Origin of the sequence: Micromonospora sp. MP36, assembly GCF_008119785.1 — a bacterium.
In the GTDB taxonomy this organism is placed as follows: domain Bacteria; phylum Actinomycetota; class Actinomycetes; order Mycobacteriales; family Micromonosporaceae; genus Micromonospora.
Genome location: NZ_VSFA01000002.1, coordinates 158254 through 173144, shown reverse-complemented (window position 1 = coordinate 173144; position 14891 = coordinate 158254). Strand labels below are relative to the sequence as shown.

At 68.9% G+C, this 14891-nt stretch carries 19 protein-coding genes, 1 tRNA gene and 1 riboswitch; of the genes, 12 read left to right on the top strand and 8 right to left on the bottom strand.

What is annotated here, in order from left to right; genetic code table 11:
- Window positions 1–107 precede the first annotated feature (107 nt).
- From FXF52_RS03920 to FXF52_RS03910, 3 genes are read left to right on the top strand one after another with little or no spacing between them, the layout of a single operon-like run.
- Window positions 108–464: a DUF1801 domain-containing protein gene (locus FXF52_RS03920; RefSeq protein ID WP_148793851.1), complete on the top strand. Its 357-nt coding sequence runs from the start codon at window positions 108–110 to the stop codon at window positions 462–464.
- Window positions 461–844, top strand: a complete 384-nt coding sequence (locus FXF52_RS03915; protein WP_148793850.1) for a VOC family protein — start codon at window positions 461–463, stop codon at window positions 842–844. The genes FXF52_RS03920 and FXF52_RS03915 overlap by 4 nt, the downstream gene beginning before the upstream one ends.
- A gap of 22 nt (window positions 845–866) precedes the next feature.
- Window positions 867–1400: a GNAT family N-acetyltransferase gene (locus FXF52_RS03910; protein WP_148793849.1), complete on the top strand. Its 534-nt coding sequence runs from the start codon at window positions 867–869 to the stop codon at window positions 1398–1400.
- Between the two features lie 208 nt (window positions 1401–1608).
- On the opposite strand, the gene FXF52_RS41455 is transcribed toward FXF52_RS03910, so the two are convergent.
- Window positions 1609–1779, bottom strand: coding sequence for a hypothetical protein (locus tag FXF52_RS41455; RefSeq protein ID WP_187413312.1), 171 nt, complete (start codon window positions 1777–1779; stop codon window positions 1609–1611).
- A 343-nt stretch (window positions 1780–2122) separates the two neighbouring features.
- Between FXF52_RS41455 and FXF52_RS03905 the strand changes: the two genes are divergently transcribed.
- The 3 genes from FXF52_RS03905 to FXF52_RS03895 all read left to right on the top strand — a co-directional run bounded on the left by FXF52_RS03905 (window position 2123) and on the right by FXF52_RS03895 (window position 4497).
- The gene (locus tag FXF52_RS03905) at window positions 2123–2371 is read left to right on the top strand and encodes a hypothetical protein (RefSeq protein ID WP_148793848.1); all 249 of its coding nucleotides are present in this window, start codon (window positions 2123–2125) and stop codon (window positions 2369–2371) included.
- A gap of 203 nt (window positions 2372–2574) precedes the next feature.
- A complete protein-coding gene (locus FXF52_RS03900; RefSeq protein ID WP_148793847.1) occupies window positions 2575–3078 on the top strand; it encodes a hypothetical protein in 504 nt (167 codons plus the stop codon).
- 675 nt (window positions 3079–3753) lie between these two features.
- On the top strand, window positions 3754–4497 hold the full coding sequence (locus tag FXF52_RS03895; RefSeq protein WP_222870424.1) for a YfbU family protein: 744 nt from the start codon (window positions 3754–3756) through the stop codon (window positions 4495–4497).
- Between the two features lie 55 nt (window positions 4498–4552).
- On the opposite strand, the gene FXF52_RS03890 is transcribed toward FXF52_RS03895, so the two are convergent.
- From FXF52_RS03890 to FXF52_RS03880, 3 genes are read right to left on the bottom strand one after another with little or no spacing between them, the layout of a single operon-like run.
- A complete protein-coding gene (locus FXF52_RS03890) occupies window positions 4553–5389 on the bottom strand; it encodes a helix-turn-helix transcriptional regulator (RefSeq protein ID WP_255471745.1) in 837 nt (278 codons plus the stop codon).
- A 24-nt stretch (window positions 5390–5413) separates the two neighbouring features.
- Window positions 5414–5959: a DUF6879 family protein gene (locus FXF52_RS03885; RefSeq protein ID WP_148793844.1), complete on the bottom strand. Its 546-nt coding sequence runs from the start codon at window positions 5957–5959 to the stop codon at window positions 5414–5416.
- A gap of 2 nt (window positions 5960–5961) precedes the next feature.
- A complete protein-coding gene (locus FXF52_RS03880; protein WP_255471725.1) occupies window positions 5962–6165 on the bottom strand; it encodes a lipid A biosynthesis lauroyl acyltransferase in 204 nt (67 codons plus the stop codon).
- Window positions 6166–6224: 59 nt separating this feature from the next.
- On the opposite strand from FXF52_RS03880, the gene FXF52_RS03875 reads away from it, so the two are divergent.
- From FXF52_RS03875 to FXF52_RS03865, 3 genes are read left to right on the top strand one after another with little or no spacing between them, the layout of a single operon-like run.
- On the top strand, window positions 6225–7010 hold the full coding sequence (locus FXF52_RS03875) for a replication initiator (protein ID WP_187413311.1): 786 nt from the start codon (window positions 6225–6227) through the stop codon (window positions 7008–7010).
- Window positions 7011–7015: 5 nt separating this feature from the next.
- The gene (locus FXF52_RS03870) at window positions 7016–7231 is read left to right on the top strand and encodes an excisionase family DNA-binding protein (RefSeq protein WP_255471724.1); all 216 of its coding nucleotides are present in this window, start codon (window positions 7016–7018) and stop codon (window positions 7229–7231) included.
- Window positions 7231–8427: a tyrosine-type recombinase/integrase gene (locus tag FXF52_RS03865; RefSeq protein WP_148793842.1), complete on the top strand. Its 1197-nt coding sequence runs from the start codon at window positions 7231–7233 to the stop codon at window positions 8425–8427. The genes FXF52_RS03870 and FXF52_RS03865 overlap by 1 nt, the downstream gene beginning before the upstream one ends.
- 2 nt (window positions 8428–8429) lie before the next feature.
- On the opposite strand, the gene FXF52_RS03860 is transcribed toward FXF52_RS03865, so the two are convergent.
- Together FXF52_RS03860 and FXF52_RS03855 are read right to left on the bottom strand one after the other, a co-directional pair.
- The gene (locus FXF52_RS03860; RefSeq protein ID WP_255471723.1) at window positions 8430–8699 is read right to left on the bottom strand and encodes an e9imm peptide; all 270 of its coding nucleotides are present in this window, start codon (window positions 8697–8699) and stop codon (window positions 8430–8432) included.
- Between the two features lie 106 nt (window positions 8700–8805).
- Window positions 8806–8879 (bottom strand) — tRNA-Gly (locus FXF52_RS03855).
- Window positions 8880–9121: 242 nt separating this feature from the next.
- On the opposite strand from FXF52_RS03855, the gene FXF52_RS03850 reads away from it, so the two are divergent.
- Complete coding sequence (locus FXF52_RS03850; RefSeq protein ID WP_148793841.1) at window positions 9122–10105, top strand: zinc metalloprotease; 984 nt, start codon at window positions 9122–9124, stop codon at window positions 10103–10105.
- A gap of 66 nt (window positions 10106–10171) precedes the next feature.
- Here the strand turns inward: FXF52_RS03850 and FXF52_RS03845 are convergent, their stop codons facing one another.
- Window positions 10172–10717: a pyridoxamine 5'-phosphate oxidase family protein gene (locus FXF52_RS03845; protein WP_148793840.1), complete on the bottom strand. Its 546-nt coding sequence runs from the start codon at window positions 10715–10717 to the stop codon at window positions 10172–10174.
- Window positions 10718–10795: 78 nt separating this feature from the next.
- Between FXF52_RS03845 and dcd the strand changes: the two genes are divergently transcribed.
- Complete coding sequence (dcd, locus tag FXF52_RS03840; RefSeq protein WP_148793839.1) at window positions 10796–11374, top strand: dCTP deaminase; 579 nt, start codon at window positions 10796–10798, stop codon at window positions 11372–11374.
- Window positions 11375–11419: 45 nt separating this feature from the next.
- On the opposite strand, the gene FXF52_RS03835 is transcribed toward dcd, so the two are convergent.
- Window positions 11420–12454: an NlpC/P60 family protein gene (locus FXF52_RS03835; protein WP_148793838.1), complete on the bottom strand. Its 1035-nt coding sequence runs from the start codon at window positions 12452–12454 to the stop codon at window positions 11420–11422.
- 12 nt (window positions 12455–12466) lie between these two features.
- A riboswitch (cyclic di-AMP (ydaO/yuaA leader) is annotated at window positions 12467–12602 on the bottom strand.
- Window positions 12603–12833: 231 nt separating this feature from the next.
- Here FXF52_RS03835 and FXF52_RS03830 point away from each other — a divergent pair.
- Window positions 12834–14879: an N-acetylmuramoyl-L-alanine amidase gene (locus FXF52_RS03830; protein WP_148793837.1), complete on the top strand. Its 2046-nt coding sequence runs from the start codon at window positions 12834–12836 to the stop codon at window positions 14877–14879.
- Window positions 14880–14891: the final 12 nt, after the last annotated feature.

The following is a 14891-nucleotide window of genomic DNA, read 5'->3' as shown; positions in this document are numbered from 1 at the left end:
GACCCCCATCGTTGAATCCTGATCAACGATCGTAGCCCGATCGCGGCTTGGTCGACGGCGGCGTCCAGACGAGGGTGGAGAGCGACCCCTTCGAGGAAAGGAACCCGATGGACGCCGTCACCGACTACCTGGCTGGCCTCGACGCCCCGCTCCGCGAGACCGGCGAGAAACTCCGTAGCCTCATCGACTCCGCGCTGCCCGAGGCCACCGGCGCGATGTGGCACGGCCACCCGGTCTGGGGTCTCGGCGACCGACCGGGCAGGACGCCGGTCTGCCTGGTCAAGGCGTACTCGTCGTACCTCACCTTCGGGCTGTGGCGTGGGCAGGACGTGGCGGACGCCTCCGGCCGGCTCGCCCCGGGCGCGCGGCGGATGGCCTCGGTCAAGCTCCGGACCGTCGACGAGATCGACCCGGACCTGTTCGCCGGCTGGCTCCAGCAGGCGTACGCCCTGGAGGCGCGGTGAGCGCGGTGCGGGTGACGGGCTTCGACCACCTGGTCCTCACCGTCGCGGACGTGGCACGGTCCCTCGACTTCTACTGCGGCACGCTCGGCCTGGCACCGGTACGCGTCGACCGCTGGCGGGCCGGCGAGGTGCCCTTCCCCTCGGTGCGCGTCAGCCCGGAGACGATCATCGACCTCGTACGCGGCGAGCCGACCGGGTCGAACGTCGACCACATCTGCCTGGTGGTGGCACCCGTCGACTGGCAAGCGGTCATCGACTCCGGGGCGTTCACCGTGCTCACCGGGCCGGTGCCCCGCTTCGGCGCCCGGGGCAGCGGCACCTCGATCTACGTACGCGACCCGGACGGCAACACTGTCGAGCTGCGCTCGTATCCGGAGTAGCCGTCGTTGCTAGCGTGGCGCGATGCCTCAGCTCCAGCGACTCGACGCCCACCACGCCCCCGCGCTGCTCCGCTTCGAGCGGGAGAACCGGGCGTACTTCGCGCGGACCGTGCCGGACCGCGGTGACGACTACTTCGCGGAGTTCGCCGCCCGGCACGCGGCGCTGCTCGCGGAGCAGGCCACCGGCCGGTGCCACTTCCACGTCCTGGTCGACGACGACGGCGCTGTGCTGGGGCGGTTCAACCTGGTGGACGTCGCCGACGGCAGCGCCGAGTTGGGCTACCGGGTGGCCGAACGGGCGACCGGGCGGGGCGTGGCGCAGGACGGGGTCCGGCGGGTCTGCGAGCTGGCCCGCGACGGGTACGGGCTGCGCCAGCTGGTCGCGTCCGCCGCGCTGGAGAACCCGGCGTCGCTCGCGGTGCTCCGGCGCACCGGGTTCGTCCCGGTCGGCGAGGTGCAGCTCGGCGGCAAGCCCGGTCTCCGGCACGTCCGCGACCTGATCGCCGCAGGTCAACCATCGGGCACCGCTGGCGCAAGAGGCGGTAGCAACGACTGAGGCCCCAGCTGGGATTGCTGTCCTGAGCTGGGGCCTCACGGTGGAGCGGGTGACGGGAATCGAACCCGCACTGTCAGCTTGGGAATTGCCGATCTCCCGCAGGCCACCGGCGTGGCGGCTTGGTCGCGGCAGTCTCACGTGGCCTCTGCTGGCCCCAGCTGTCCTGACCCAATGGCACGCTAATGGCACGCCGCGTGCGGCTCTACTCCTAGCTCTCGTAGAGCGGCGGGCCTACCCGATCTGCCGCTTGCGCCGCCTCGTCCAGCCAAGCTGCGATGCCGCGAGCCTCATTGGGGTTGAGCAGGATGGTCGCGACACCGGATTGGTCCTGCTGCACGACCTGGAAGAAGCCCTCGGGCACGCGGATCGTGAGAGTCACGGCTCCGCACATCTGGTCACCGCGTGGCATAGCGGCGGCTCGGACCGATGCCGTGCTCCCGGAGAGGACGCCATCGGCGTCCTCCCACACCGTCTGTGGCTGGGTAGTCATCGGCGCAGTATCCCTGTTCGCGCCGATCCGCGTTGCCCCATGGGACCTGATCCGACCTACGCATTACGAGATCAAGATGGGCACCCGCCAACCTGGGCACATAGCGGTCTAGCAGCGGAAATACCTTCCGATATCTCTCACCGCTCCCCCACTGTCCGTGGACCTCTTGCGGACTGGATGCGGACCGGTCGGCTGTCGCGGCAGCTGAAGTTGATCCTGTCACTATGAGCTGGTGGACGACGCAAGCCTCGACCCGTACTCGGACCTGTGGGACGGCAGCGACCCGGATTGGGTGATCCTGCCGAGTTCAGACGGAGATGACGATGGCGGCTTGCCCTATAACCGCCGGACCGGTGTGGCCGCACTGATCTGCGACGATGATCTAGCTGCCGCTGTGCTGCGGACCATGCGGGCCCACGGTGTCCCGGTCGTGCAGCTCGGCCCACTTACTGATCAGGTCGCGCGGGACCAGTCCTTGTGAGTTGCGGTGCTCGCCTACGGCACCGTCAGGTTGGAAGAGCGTGCTCAACGGGCCGTGATGCCCGAAACGCCTGCGACCGGCGGCAGAGCCGAATTCCGCTCGTGCCCGCTCATGACCGCTGCGCGCCACAGTTACTGGCCCGTGGATGGCCCGGCAGCTTCGACTCCCCCCAGGCCCGCCAGTTGGTTGGCTACTGTCTTGTCGTGCCTGAACCCGACGACGCCGCCGAGGTAAACGTTCCGGCGCGTTCGCGACGCCCACGAGTATGGCTTCTGTCGGCTGCCGCTGTTGTCTGTCTACTCGGCGTGCTGATCTGGCTGGTGGACCCCTTCAAGACCGATGCGCAGCGCGACGTGTCTCAGATCAAGGTGCGCGGCTACGAGCGAGTGCACGACTACATCGACTTTGGTACGGGGCCCGCGCGGGAGCGCGCCGCAGTCGCCGTCTTCGTCGGGCCTCCGGATGACAAGGTCCTTACCCGCGTGTCGGGACCTGGACTCGTTGTCAACGCTGAAACAGAGGATGCGGGCATCCGCAACAGCGACTTGATTGGTCACGGCATATGGCACGGCTGTGGCGTGCGGGTCGAGCGCTGGAGAACGAATGCGACGCCCCTACGACACTTCGAGCTGACGGCCGAGCAACTGGCCGAGGTCAGGGCGGCACGATTGTCGGTCCTGTCCGTATCTGTTGGATGCATTCCATAGCGAGCCGGATCTTCGCGGTTCTTGAGCCCGGGCTGTTGAAGCGGATCTCCTCGTCGGGCAGTCGTAGACCTTCCAGCCTCCCCGGACGGGGACAAGGTGGAGCGCCCTACCGGACGAACGACCTTGGCCCCGTCCGGGGAGGCTGGTAGCCCTTGTGGTGCCCGGCGAGGTGATCTGCGGTGGCATCTCTGAGGAGGGTCGGGGTTCGGGGCGGAGCCCCGAGGTCTTCAAGCTCTTGCATCTCGTAAGCGTGGCCGGCCGGCCCGGCCGATGCCGGCCGGAGGTCGCCAGCAGGCCGGGGCCGGGCCGGCGCGGCCCGCTTTGCGGGCCGCCTTGATCTGATAGAGGCCAATTCGGCAACCAGAAGTGCTGTGCCCGTGTCCTCCGTCGACTGATGCGACACGTGGCCGCCAGATGATCTGCGGCATCTCAACGCGCTGATCGCGGCAGTAGCGGACACACTGCGCGTCGTCCCTGGGCGTCATGAGCCCCGGGGCTCAGCCGAAGAGGTCTGGGCCTTCGCGCACTGTGGATCCTCGTCCCCACACGAGCGCGACGCGACGCGCTGTCCTCCGCCCAATCGCCGGCCTCGATCTGTGGTACCCTGTATGACGACGCTACGGCACGCGTCATACAGTAGAAGCGGAGGACAGCGTGGCTGTTCTGAATGTACGGGTGGACGATCATGTCCGCGATCAGCTCAAGGAAATGGCGGACGCCGAGGGGGTGACCCTCAGCGAATACGTCCGCGATCTGCTGCTGGAGGCTGTGATGCCCGTATACGCGGCGGACGTGAAGCACGGCGATGAGCCCGCGCCCGAGAGCATGCGGACCATCGACCGGCAGGTTCTCTCGCTGCTGCACCGCATCCTCGCGCGTGTGCTGCCGGAGGACGCTAACGACGTCGACGGTGACCTGGAGTACCAGCTGAAGCGCGCGAAGATCCTCGAAGAGGGGTTCGCCGGTGAGTACTGGCTGGAGGTCGCAGGCCTCAGGACCGAGCTGTCGAAGCGCGACTGCGGTCGGGTGTCCGACATCCTTCAGATGTTCCGGATCATCACCTTCAGCATCAACCACCTCAGGGAGGACGGCACGCCTGTAGACCAGAAGCTGGCCTTCGAGCTCGAGTTCCAGGGTTTCGACCACAACGACGCGCTAGAAGGCCACATGGCGACGTACGTCGAGTACCAGATGAGGGACGATCGCTGGTCGGAGCTCAAGCCGCAGGTCGAGCGGAACGACCACGGCAACTCCCACGCACGGATGCTCGACACCTACATGCGGATGCTGGGCGAGTATCGCCGCATCATGGACAGCCGCAAGCGCGGATTCAATCGGTTCGATTACCTGCTGACGCTCGACGAGCTGCAGCAGATCGCCGATGCGCGCGTGCATCCTTCGAACCGGCCGCCGCGCTGAGGGAGGCGCAGAGCGAAGCGGCCCGCCGACTGATCGTCCGTGCTGCCAGACGTGCCTAGCTCTGGAGCTCCTGGGCGGCGCGGACGATCAGTCGTCGGGCGTCCTCGCCGGTGACGGCTTCCTCCCAGAGTCGTTCGATGGCTCTGGTGTAGGTGGCTGCTTCGTCGTCGCGGTAGGTGGTCTCGCCGACGAAGGTCTCCACGATGGCGACATCGTCGTACATCTGGAAGGAGTTCTGCGGGGTGGTTGCGAGCGGGACTCCGAGAGGCAGGATGCCGAACCGGATGTTCGGAACGCCGACGATGGTTTGCAGGCGGTCGAGCTGGCCGCGCTTGACCTCGGGTGAGGTGATCAGCCACCGCAGCACAGGCTCGGCGAGCAGGAACTCGAACCGCTTGCTGGCGTCGTAGAGGAACTGCTGGCGCTGCATCCGGGTGGCGACTGCGGCGTCCACGTCGGCGATGTCGAGGTTGTGCAGCTCGACCATCTCGGTCAGGGCGCGGCGGGCGTAGTCGGCGGTTTGGAGCAGCCCGGGTACCCACACGGTCTCGAAGTGCCGGATCAGGCGCGACTCGGCGACCATCTGGTTGTAGCTGTCCTGGACGGCGGCCTGGCCTTGACGCATCCGGCGGCGGAAGCTGCGGTGCGCGGACTGGACCTCGCCGAGCATCCGCAACAGCTCTTGAGCGGCGGTGTCGTCGGCACCGCAGGCGCGTGCCCACGCGTACAGGTCGGCGGGGGCCGGCATCTGTCGGCCGTTCTCCAGTCGGGAGACCTTCGACGGCGCCCAGCCATTCGCCTCGGCGAGTTCCTTGCCGGACAGGCCGGCCTGCGTGCGCAGGGCACGCAGGCGATCGGCCAGTCCTTCGGGCTGGGTCAGCCACTCTTCCATCGGGTTCACGGGTGACTCCTCGTGCTAGGCAGCTGCGCTCCGCGCGTTGTCCGGAGCGGCGTAGTGGACTGCCAGGTCCCGCCACGCACACGCCTGCACCACGGTCGCCGGGTCGGTCACCAGCTCGTTGCTGATCCGGTGGCCCACCTCGTCAAACCGCATCATGATGAGTCGGCTGGAGTCCAGCAACCACCAGTCGACGTTGCCGGCTGCGGGCAGCAATCCAATCTCGTGTGCCCTCGCCCGCGTCAGGTAGCGCATCGTCTCGCCGGCTTCGACGTTCCACCGGCCGATCCAGCGTTCCCACCGCTGGTAGTCGGTCGGCGGGTCCTCGTGTACCCGCACGCGTTCGATCCGCTTGCCCTGCTGCGTCAACGCGGTGATCTGCTCGAACCAGGCAGCAAGCCCGGGAACCTCTGTCGGGGGCTCCGGCTCGCCGGCCAGGAACTTCGCCACCGTGTCGTGCTCGCTGGGCTCCAGGTATGCCGGCTGAAGCTCCAGCCGGAACGCGGTGTGATTGAACGTTCGGAGCTGGTCGGCGAACTCGTCATCGGTGAGCGGGGTGCCCATGCTCAACCGATCTCGCGCAGTCGGTCGAGCACGTTGGCGGGAACGAACACGCCGTCCTCGTCGTCGGCCAGCTGGCGCAGCTGTGCGCGGGTCGCGTCATCCAGCTTGATGCCCTGCACGACGTAGCCGCCCTCGGTCTTGTACAGCGCCGGGCATCCGCCGCCGCCGGAGGTGGCGTCCTTCCACAGGAACTCCAGGTTCCGCACTCTCAGGCCCCTTCCCTCGCTGCGCCTCGTGGCGCAGATACCTCGCCACCTACCACCAGGTGTGGTGGCCACCCGCCGACCAGCTCGTCTACGAACCGGGAAGGGCGCCGCAGTGGAATCCGACCGCCGGCGGCTACACCGACCCCGAGACGGGTCGGCTGCTGCCGTCGTGGGATGACGCCCTGGACCTGGTCGACGCCGACCCCGACGCCCAACCCGTCCACGTCGTCCGCTTCGGCACCCAGGTCGACGCCAAGGGCATCCTCGCCGGCACCAAGGACGCCGACCGTTGCGTCGGCTACATCACCAAGTACCTCACCAAGCAAGCCGCCGACTGCCACGACGTCACCACCGGCCGGCAGCGCGCCCACTTGGAACGGCTGTGGCAGGAACTGCGGCACACCCCGTGTTCGGAGCGGTGCGCCAACTGGCTCCTCTACGGCATCCAACCCAAGAAGGCCCGCCCCGGGCTCAAGCCGGGCAACTGCAAAAACAAGGTCCACAAGCGCGAAACCCTCGGCATCGGCGGCCGACGCGTCCTCATCTCCCGGCAGTGGTCCGGCAAGACCCTGGCCGATCACCGAGCGGATCGGCGCGAGTGGGTCAAGGCCCTGCTCGGGGTCACCACCGATGCAGACACCGCCCCGGCCGGCGGCGAACACCGGCACGCCTGGGAGTTGGCCAAACCCACCGACCCCGACGTGCCACCCCTCGGCCACCGGGTCCTACGGGCGATCTCTGAGCGCATCCAATGGCGGGCACAGCTCGACGCCGCGAGACGTGCTGCGGTCCCGCCTGATGTTCCGGCAACTGACTGCATGACCATTGAAAGCGGGGAGGCATGACGGCGGTGGATGAGGTGCTGACGGTGGAGGAAGCCGCGGCCCGGATGAAGATGAGCGCTCGTTACGTGCGCCGGCTGGTCGCAGAGCGGCGCATCGCCTTCCACAAGGTCGGCCGGAGCGTGCGCCTCAAGGCTTCGGACGTAGACGCCCACATCGATGCCGGTCGGGTGGAGCCCATGACCGCCTCCGCTGTGTGGCGTGACCTGGGGCGGGTGGCCTGATGGCAAACAAGGAAGGACACCGGCGCTTCGGCAATGTCCGCAAGCTACCGTCCGGGCGTTACCAGGCGCGGTATCCGGGACCGGATGGCCGGATGCGCAATGCCCCGGAGACGTTCACCCGCAAGTCCGATGCGGATCGGTACCTGACGCTGGTCGAGGCGCAGATGGCGCGGCGGGAATGGGTCGACCCGGATCGTGCCAAGGTGACGCTCGGGGACTACGCCCGGCGGTGGATCGATCAGCGGCCGAACCTGCGACCTCGGACGATCCACCTGTACGGCTGGCTGCTGGACAAGCACATCGTGCCGCACCTCGGCGGGGTAGAGCTGGGTCGGCTCGACACGCCGATGATCCGTGAGTGGCGGGCGAGACTTCTCGGCAACGGTGTATCGGAGAGCATGGCGGCCAAGGCGTACCGGCTGCTGCGTGCGGTGCTGATGACGGCGGTCAAGGAGGACGAGATCCTGAACCGGAACCCGTGCCGGATACCGGGTGCGGACCAGGAGAAGCCGGCAGAGCGACCCGTGCTTACGCTCGCCCAGGTCTTCAAGCTGGCTGAAATCGTGCCGCCTCGGTACCGCGCCCTGGTCCTGGTGACCACCTTCGGTTGCCTGCGTTGGGGCGAGGTGGCCGCGCTGCAACGGCAGGACATCGATACGGCAACGGGCACTATTCGGGTTCGGCAGGCGTACACCGAGCAGCGCGGAGTTGGCCTGGTCCTCGGTCCGCCAAAGTCCCGGGCGAGCCGGCGCGTTGTCAGTCTGCCGCCGGCTGTGGTCGACATTCTTCGTGACCACCTGGCGGCGGAGGTCGATGAAAACCCGGATGCGCTCGTGTTCAGCACCGAGAGTGGGCGGCCGATCTGGCGGGGCAACCTCAACAAGCTGATCGGCTGGAAGGCGTCGGTGGCGCAGATCGGCCAACCGCATCTGCACTTCCACGACCTGCGGCACACCGGCAACACCCTCGCCGCCCGGACCGGGGCGAGCACCCGCGACCTGATGGCCAGGATGGGACACGACTCATCCCAGGCCGCGTTGATCTACCAGCACGCCACGGCAGAGGCGGATCGGGCCATCGCCCAGGCGCTGCACGAGGCGGTACGCGCGGATCGGAAGAAGTCGAAGAAGTCAGCCGGCAATGGCAAGCCCAAGGACAAGGCCGGCAAGAGTGGCAAGGAGCGTGGGGAAGGGTGAGGCTATTTGCTCGGCGGCGGCTGCGTCCATGGCGTGGACCGCATCTCGATCGGCTGATAGGCCAAGGCTCGGTCAACCACCTCAGCAGCCGTCAACTCGGGGGCAGTCCAGAAGATCAGGCCGGAGACGCTGCCGCCCGGGCAGACGAGGTCTCGATCAAGTTGGTCCAGCCACCCGTTCGCCTCAGCGTCGTCCGCGTAGTCGCCCCTCATGATCCGCTCCACGAGGGCAATCGCCTCGTCTCGGGTCAGTTTCGGTGCCAGGTCGCTCACCTCCCACCGCAGGCTAATGGCACGCCAATGGCACGGACAACGGCCGCAGTCTGGGAAACGTCGAAGGCCCTGGCTCGGACTGACGTCCTGACCAGGGCCTTCACGCTGGAGCGGGTGACGGGAATCGAACCCGCACTGTCAGCTTGGGAAGCTGATGTTCTGCCATTGAACTACACCCGCAGGCGGCACCACTGTACCTGAGGTCACCGCCCCCGTGCACCCAGGTACCCCCGCGGCGGCTCGACGTGTCGCGAGAGCGGCTGGAAATGATCTTGCAACACCCCTCCCCGGCCCCAGCAGGAAAAGCTTCACGCCGCCAATGCATAGCCATTCTCAAATCTCTCAATCAGCTGTAGCGTCTCCCCAACGTTTCAGCCACGGCGTGACACACCCCGGTCGCGCCGCCAGAAAGAGGTGGGCCCATGGGACTTCGTCCCAACCTGCTGACCCGGCGTGCCGCCGGCGTCGCGTCGACGACCCTCGCGCTGCTGCTCAGCACCGCCGCGGTGGGTGTCGTCCCGGCCGCGTCGGCCTTCTCCGCCGCCCCCGCAGGCGGCTGTGTCGAGCCGGCCGACGTCCACTCGGACGCCCGGGTGAAGGCCGGCGCGCACGCCAAGCACGAGCCGAACGAGCTGACCGCCGCCCAGGTCCGTGAGCGCGAGGCGGACCTCGTCGCCGCCCTGGCCGAGCGGGCCCGGTTCCGCGCCGGCGCCGGAGCCACGCCCCTGGCGACCGTGACCATCCCGGTTGTGGTGCACGTCATCCAGCGGGACAGCACCCGGGCCGGCGGCAACATCCCGGACTCGATGATCACGCAGCAGATCAGCGTGCTCAACCAGGCGTACAGCGGTGGCACCGGCGGCGCTCCCACCGCCTTCAGCTTCCAGCTCCAGAAGATCAACCGGGTCACCAACCCGGCCTGGTACCCCATCATCTCGGGCTCCACCGCCGAGCGCCAGATGAAGACCTCGCTGCGCGAGGGCGGCAAGAACACCCTGAACATGTACCTGGGTGAGCTGAGCGACGGCCTGCTCGGCTGGGCGACCTTCCCGAAGCGCAAGCTCGACAGCATGGACGGCGTGGTCGTGCTGAGCGAGTCGCTGCCGGGCGGCACCGCCACCAACTACAACCAGGGCGACACCGGCACCCACGAGATCGGCCACTGGCTGAACCTCTACCACACCTTCCAGGGCGGCTGCTCGGGCTCGGGCGACAGCGTCGACGACACCCCGGCCGAGGCCTCGCCGGCGTACCAGTGCCCGACCGGTCGGGACACCTGCACGGCGTCGGGCCTGGACCCGATCACCAACTTCATGGACTACACCTACGACTCCTGCATGCACCAGTTCACCCCTGGTCAGGCGAGCCGGATGCTGACCGCGTGGAACGCCTACCGCGCGGCGTAACCGCCGAGCACAGCGAACCGGTGCCGGTCCCGTCCTCGGACGGGGCCGGCACCGGCGTCTACGCGGTCAGGCGGCCGGGCGGCGGGTGTCGAAGCCGTGCCGACCGCGCCGGCCCTCGGGCATGGTCGAGGTATGCCGCGCTGGAGCGGTCGCCTGCGGGTCGAGCCAGACCCGCACCTGCGGCCGGCCCCCGCCGAGGTGGGCCGCCTGGTCACGCCGGGTCAGCATCGCCACCTCGACGGTGAACTCGAACAGCCGCCAGTCGACGTGCGGCGCCGCCCGGCCGATCCCGGCCAGCCGGGCCACGGTCGCCGGGTCGGTCACCGGGCGGGCGCGGCCGGCGACGTACGCCTCGTCGTCGCTCTCCTCCGGCGGGAAGGAGTGCAGCGCGTAGCGGCCGTCGCGTTCGAGGTCGCGGCGCTTGGGCGAGTCGATGACGAAGCAGTAGAGCCCCTCGTCGGTGATGACCGGGGAGACCGGGTGGACCCGGGGGCCGCCGTCGGCGCGGACCGTGGCGAGGTAGCCGAAACCCGGCCCGTACTGCTGCAGGAGAAGGCGGATCTCGTCGGCGAGTCGGGGCTCGTCGGCGGCGAATTCGGACCAGGAAGCCATGCGGACATTCTATCGAACACGTGTACGAAGATGTAGTCCGACACGCAGGTCACCCGTTCCGGTCGCTATGGTGTTCCGATGCTGCTCTCCGACCGCGACCTGGTCTCCGAGATCAAGGCGGGCACGCTCGCGCTGGAGCCCTTCGAGCCCACGCTGGTGCAGCCGTCCAGCATCGACGTACGCCTGGACCGGCTCTTCCGGGTCTTCAACAACCACCTCTACACGCACATCGACCCGTCCGTGCAGCAGGACGATCTGACCTCGATGGTGGAGGTGCCCGAGGGCGAGCCGTTCGTGCTGCACCCGGGCGAGTTCGTGCTCGCCTCGACGCTCGAGGTGATCTCGCTGGGCGACCAGCTCGCCGGCCGGCTCGAGGGCAAGTCGAGCCTGGGCCGGCTCGGGCTGCTCACCCACTCCACCGCCGGCTTCATCGACCCGGGCTTCTCCGGGCACGTCACGCTGGAACTCTCCAACGTGGCCAATCTGCCCATCACGCTCTGGCCGGGCATGAAGATCGGCCAGCTCTGCATCTTCCGGCTCTCGTCGCCGGCCGAGCACCCGTACGGCTCGGCGGTCTACGGCTCGCGCTACCAGGGGCAGCGCGGGCCGACCCCGAGCCGGTCCTGGCAGAACTGGCGGGTCTGGCCGACCCGCTGAGCACGCTGCAGGGGCCCCCGCGGCACGGGAGCCCCTGCGGACCGGTCAGCCCGGGCGGCCGTAGCTGTTGATCTGGCCGTCGTCGACGCGTTTCATGGTGATCGGCTTGCCGGACTGGGAGGCGTGCACCACCCAGCCGCCACCGACGTACATGGCGACGTGGTGCAGGTCGCTGTAGTAGAAGACGAGGTCACCGGGGCGTAGCTCGCTGCGGCTCACCCGCCGGGTGACGTCGTGCTGCTCGCGGGCGTTGTGCGGCAGGGAGACCCCGGCCTTGGCCCAGGCCGCCATGGTGAGTCCGGAGCAGTCGTAGTGGTCCGGGCCGGCGGCACCCCAGACATAGATCTTGCCGATCTGGGCGCAGGCGAACTTCACCGCGACACCGGCCGGGCCGCCCGGGTAGCCGGCGGGGCAGGGCGCGGGGCGCAGCGGCCCGCCGCCACCGTTGCCGTAGACCTTGAGGCGGAGCTTCTGGAGCCGGGCGATCTCGGCGTCGATCTGCTTCTTCTGCGCCGCGAGCTGGGCTTCGGTACGGGTGAGCTGGGCGACCATCTCGTCCAGCGGCTTCTTCTTCGCGGCGAGTTGGTCGCGCAGCTCGGCGACGGCCTGCACCTCCTGCCGCTGGTGGCGCGCGAAGCGGTCGAGCAGTTCGAGGCCGTTGACCACCTCGCTCGGCGACCGGCTGCCCAGCAGGGCGTTGACGGTGGAGAGGTTGTTGCCCTTGTACGCGTCGGCGGCCAGCCCGCCGACCTGCCCGAGGGCGGCGTCGACCCGGGCCTCCAGCGGGGCGATCTGCTTGGCCAGCGCGTCGGCCTGCTTGCGCCGGGCAGCGAGCTTCTCCCGGGTGGAGTTGACCTGTTCGATGATCGGTTCGAGCTTGTTCCAGTCCTGGTCGATCTGGCGCTCGATCTCCGCGACCGACGGTTCGGCGTGGGCCGCCGTGGCGCCGCCGGTCAGGACGACGGCGGTGCCGACCAGGGCGGCGAGGGCGGTGGTGAAGCGGGACCAGCGTGAACGCGGCGCAGCCGCCGACCGGTCGACCGACCGGACCGACGGTGGCCGCGGGGCATGGTATGCCACCGGGCTCCGTACTCCTTCTTCCTGACCGCCTACCGGGTTAGCTGACGGGTTCGGGCGGGAAGGGAGGCGCCCTACCGCAGTGGCTGCGGATTCACCCCAGGTACCTGGGTCCCCGGCTCGCCCGGAGGCGACTCGGCGGTGTCCGACCGTCACCACCCGGGTTGGACGGTGAACCTACCGGTCGACGACTGACCAGAGTAGGGACCGTTGTTATCGATCCGCAACCCGTGGGGCCGTGACACTCCGTACGGGATTCGCGAACAAGCGGGCGATGAAGGTTTTCTACGGACAACATCTCAATTCGGAAAGGTATTGACCACAGGGCATCCACGGAGTGAGGGTGGGGGCGCAGTCACCCCCATCCCTATCTGGAGGTTCAATGCACCTCTCAGCACTGCCACCGCGCAGACGGATACTGCTGGCCGCCGCCGTCGCGGCGGCCACCGCTCTCGCGACCAGCGGTCCCACCGCGGCGGCACCCCTCACCGCCGGGACCACCGACAGCCCGGACCGCCAGCAGCAGTACGCCGCCGCGGCGGCGGAGTACGGCGTGCCGCAGAGCGTCCTGCTGGGCGTCTCCTACCTGGAGTCCCGCTGGGACACCCACACCGGCCAGCCCAGCACCAGCGGCGGCTACGGCCCGATGCACCTCACCGACGCCGAGCAGGTCGCCTCGACCCCGTCCAGCGCACACGTGGACGAGAACGAGGACCCCCGCGGCGACGAGTCCCGCCCGCTCACCGTCGACCTGAGCGCCGCGGCCGCGCCGTCCGGGGACGCCCTGCCCCAGGCTTCGCTGCAGACCATGGACGCTGCCGCCGACCTCACCGGCGAGTCGAAGGAGACGCTGCGCACCGACGCGGCGGCCAACATCCGGGGCGGCGCGGCGCTGCTGGCCTCGTACCAGAAGGAACTGGGTGGGCCGGTCGGCGCCGGCAGTGACCCGGCGGCCTGGTACGGCGCGGTGGCCCGGTATTCGGGCGCGGACACCGAGGACGCCGCGGCGGCCTTCGCCGACGAGGTGTACGACCAGTTGAGCCAGGGCGCCAGCCGGACCACCGACGACGGCCAGCGGGTGACCCTCGCCGCCACCGCGGTGACGCCGGACGAGTCGGGGCTGCACAAGCTCGGGCTGCGCCGCGCCGAGCGGCCGGACGGGATCGAGTGCCCGGTCCGCCTCGCCTGCGAGTGGATCCCCGCGCCCTACGGCGAATACACGATCCCCGAGACGAACATCGTGGACTACGGCAACTACGACATCGGCAACCGGCCGGCGCAGCAGAAGATCGAGTACATCATCATCCACGACACCGAGGGCTACTTCGGCCCCAGCGTGCGGCTCGTCCAGGATGTGACCTACCTCGGCTGGCACTACACGCTGCGCTCGGTGGACGGATACGTGGCCCAGCACATCAAGGCCAAGGACGTCGGCTGGCAGGCCGGAAACTGGTACGTCAACGCCAAGTCCATCGGCATCGAGCACGAGGGCTTCGCCGGCCACGGCACCTGGTACACCGAGGCGATGTACCGGACCTCGGCCAAGCTGGTTCGCCACCTGGCGCTGCGGTTCCAGATCCCGCTGGACCGGCAGCACATCCTCGGTCACGACAACGTCCCTGGCACCACCGCCGGGACCGTCGCCGGCATGCACTGGGACCCGGGCCCCTACTGGGACTGGTCGCACTACTTCGACCTGATGAAGGCCCCGTTCCAGTCGACCGGCACCCCGCACACCGGCCTGGTCACCATCGACCCGGACTTCGCGTCGAACAAGCCGGCCTTCTACGCCTGCAACCAGCAGCCGCCGGGGGTGCCGAAGCCGGTGCCGCCGGCCGAACCCTGCCCGCTGCGCGGCTCGTCCTCGGTCATTCTGCGCACCGGCCCGAGCCTGGACGCGCCGCTGGTCAACGACAAGGGGCTGCGCCCGAACGGTACGCCGAACACCATGCACATCAAGGATCACGGCGCCCGCGCCTCGGCCGGTCAGACGTACGCCCTCGCGGACATCCAGGGCGACTGGACCGCGATCTGGTACCTCGGCCAGAAGGCCTGGTTCTACAACCCGGCCTCGGCGCCGACGGCGAAGTGGGCGCAGGGCTTCGTGGTGACCCCGAAGCCGGGCAAGACCACCATCCCGGTGTACGGGCGGGCCTACCCCGAGCGGGCCGCCTACCCGTCGACCATCCCGTACCAGGGCATCTCGCCCCTGCAGTACACCTTCCCGGCGGGCCAGCGGTACGCGCTCGGCGGCACCCTGCCGGGCGAGTACTACCGGGCGGTCTCGTTCGACGGCTCCGCGCCGGGCGACCGGACCGTGGTCCGCGGTGAGAACCGGTACGTGCAGATCCAGTTCGGCCACCGGGTGATGTACGCGAACCTGGACGACGTGCAGATCCTGCCGGCGTCGGTCGGCTCGCCCAGCTGACCCGAATGTAGC

Excerpts from the sequence above, each read along its gene's own strand:
- FXF52_RS03920 (WP_148793851.1), top strand. The coding sequence starts at position 108 with ATGGACGCCGTCACCGACTACCTGGCTGGCCTCGACGCCCCGCTCCGC.
- FXF52_RS03910 (WP_148793849.1), top strand. The coding sequence starts at position 867 with ATGCCTCAGCTCCAGCGACTCGACGCCCACCACGCCCCCGCGCTGCTC.
- FXF52_RS03890 (WP_255471745.1), bottom strand. The coding sequence starts at position 5,389 with ATGGAAGAGTGGCTGACCCAGCCCGAAGGACTGGCCGATCGCCTGCGT.
- FXF52_RS03850 (WP_148793841.1), top strand. The coding sequence starts at position 9,122 with ATGGGACTTCGTCCCAACCTGCTGACCCGGCGTGCCGCCGGCGTCGCG.
- dcd (WP_148793839.1), top strand. The coding sequence starts at position 10,796 with ATGCTGCTCTCCGACCGCGACCTGGTCTCCGAGATCAAGGCGGGCACG.
- FXF52_RS03845 (WP_148793840.1), bottom strand. The coding sequence starts at position 10,717 with ATGGCTTCCTGGTCCGAATTCGCCGCCGACGAGCCCCGACTCGCCGAC.
- FXF52_RS03885 (WP_148793844.1), bottom strand. The coding sequence starts at position 5,959 with ATGGGCACCCCGCTCACCGATGACGAGTTCGCCGACCAGCTCCGAACG.
- FXF52_RS03830 (WP_148793837.1), top strand. The coding sequence starts at position 12,834 with ATGCACCTCTCAGCACTGCCACCGCGCAGACGGATACTGCTGGCCGCC.
- FXF52_RS03865 (WP_148793842.1), top strand. The coding sequence starts at position 7,231 with ATGGCAAACAAGGAAGGACACCGGCGCTTCGGCAATGTCCGCAAGCTA.